This is a genomic window from Streptomyces sp. NPDC004732, assembly GCF_040609235.1.
Classification (GTDB): domain Bacteria; phylum Actinomycetota; class Actinomycetes; order Streptomycetales; family Streptomycetaceae; genus Streptomyces.
In genome coordinates this window covers 1-2,073 of sequence record NZ_JBEXJR010000037.1, presented here as the reverse complement: position 1 = coordinate 2,073, position 2,073 = coordinate 1, and the positions used below count along the sequence as shown (strand labels likewise).

Genomic DNA, 2,073 nt, shown 5'->3' with positions numbered 1-2,073 from the left:
ATAGATAGTACCGTCTAATCTCTGTATCAAATTACTATCTAATTTAGATACTTGATAATGAATTTTCTTTTTTGATACACCCAACTCATCCGCAAGCTCTTTGATCGTTTTTAGATTCTCACTCATGGCTTGCTCCTTTACCTCGAACACTTGCACGTTCTGGTTGGTCAAGGTCTTGTAATTTCACAGTTGGCAAATACTGATCAACTGCCTTTTTAAGATACTTTGCAACGTTCCCTTTTGAATAAGGTTCTTGCTTCTCACGAACGTATGAGAGGTGCTTTTTGACCCCCTCAAGTCCTCGTAATGTTTTGAGTTCGTCATACTTTGGATAAACATTTTTTTGCAAGCCAGCCATAAGTGATGTATCTGTCATTTCATAAGGCGATAAAAGGAAATTTTCAAGCAATAACCTTGTATATCTACTTTCTAACGCTTTACCTGCAAGTGTTTGGTTTGATAATTCTTTTTCGGCTTTCGCTTCCTTGTAGGTCTTGTCCTCTAGCTTATAACTGTTATCGTCTGCTCGACGTTTTTTTGTGATATGAAAGACAATAGAATCAATGCTTTTACCTTTTTTCACTTTCTCATAGGCAATATTAAATGAGGTCCGATCATTGATTTCTTCAAGGGGTTTATCTAAAACTTTCTTGCTAAAGTTAGTGAATAATTTGTATTCATTGACCGTGTCCGTCATTTCTCGTAATTCTCGCATGGAAATTGAAGGATTGCGGTAGGCTTCCACTTGTTCTTCTCGGCGCCCGCCCTTGTAACTATAATGCTCGTACTGGTTATAATTCATAGATAACCAGCGATACAAGATAATGGAATACTTGCTATTGAGTTCTGCAAGATCAGACAAAGCGTGTTGCGTGAAATTTTGTTTTAAATTGATTAAATACGGTATAATTTCAGGACTAAATCGGATCGTTACCTCATCATGATAATCCGTCCACTTAACATAGGGAATCGGCACAATATTTTCAAATTCAAATCCATGTTCTTTTTTTTCTTTAATTTTGAAAAAGGCTTGTTTCTGCATATTCTCGACTGCCTGTTTAAAACGTGTGTGTTTATTGCTGTCGTCCACTTTAAAAAAGGCAAACAGTTCTGCTTTTGACAAATAAACCGTATGATCTTTTGGTGGTTCTTCTGTATCAATGCACGATACGGCTAATTCAAACATTTTGAGTGGGGTTTTATCCATTTTGGCAATAGATGTGATTAAAGAATTATGCTCGACCACTTTACGTTTTGATAATTCGTTCAAGATTTGCACCTGCTTCTGATTTTGTTCATTTTTTGGTATACTAGTCATAGAAATACGCTCCTTTGAGTGTTTTTAGATACGCATGAAGATTCTCTCGACGAAAAGTGTTTCTTCATGCTTTTATTATACCATAATACATGGAGAAGATAATAGACATTCTCCATGTATAAACAGTTTTTTCTCCATATATAAACAGTTTTTTCTCCATATATAAACAGTTTTTTCTCCACATATTATTCTTTAACCCCTTGAAAACACTCACTTTTTTTTGACGCAAAAGATTAAAAGATTAAAATATATAAGATAAATATATATATAGGCTTCGCCTATTTTTTATTTTTTTCAAAAATGTAAAATCCAAAGTCAAAATCATCAAAAAAAGGAGTGAGCGAAAACCACGCTCACATTTTACTTGCAGCGTTCACTCGCACTCGCTAAAAGAAAAGATCAAACCCTCTCTTAGGACTTTCTTGGATTCCCTCTAATTGCTCGTATACGCTGTTTTAACTATTTGACTAGCTAAATACTCATACTTTGCAATCAAGCGTCTTACAGACGGTCAGGGCAAGCCCTAACAACCCTTAAATGGAAAACCTATACTTTGTTTAACTTGTTTTTTTACAACTTAAAACAAGCTATTCAATTCAAAATCACTTTAAACCCACTTAAAAGCTCGTTTAAGCATTCTTAATGTTCCCTTTGAACAAATAGACAGTTTCGAATTAAAGTCGCTTAAATCGAGTTTTAGAGCGTTTTAAAATAGAATGATGAAAAACTAAAAAGTTTCAAACGCTGGTCGGCTT

1 protein-coding gene is annotated in these 2,073 nt (G+C 34.6%); it reads right to left on the bottom strand.

Annotation, left to right across the window (positions count from 1 at the left end; all coding sequences use genetic code 11):
• Window positions 1–118: 118 nt before the first annotated feature.
• Complete coding sequence (locus ABZV77_RS42585) at window positions 119–1,318, bottom strand: RepB family plasmid replication initiator protein (RefSeq protein WP_356268773.1); 1,200 nt, start codon at window positions 1,316–1,318, stop codon at window positions 119–121.
• Window positions 1,319–2,073: the final 755 nt, after the last annotated feature.

What these genes read in the sequence shown, in the direction of transcription:
- ABZV77_RS42585 (WP_356268773.1), bottom strand. Translation starts at nt 1,318, where the DNA reads ATGACTAGTATACCAAAAAATGAACAAAATCAGAAGCAGGTGCAAATC.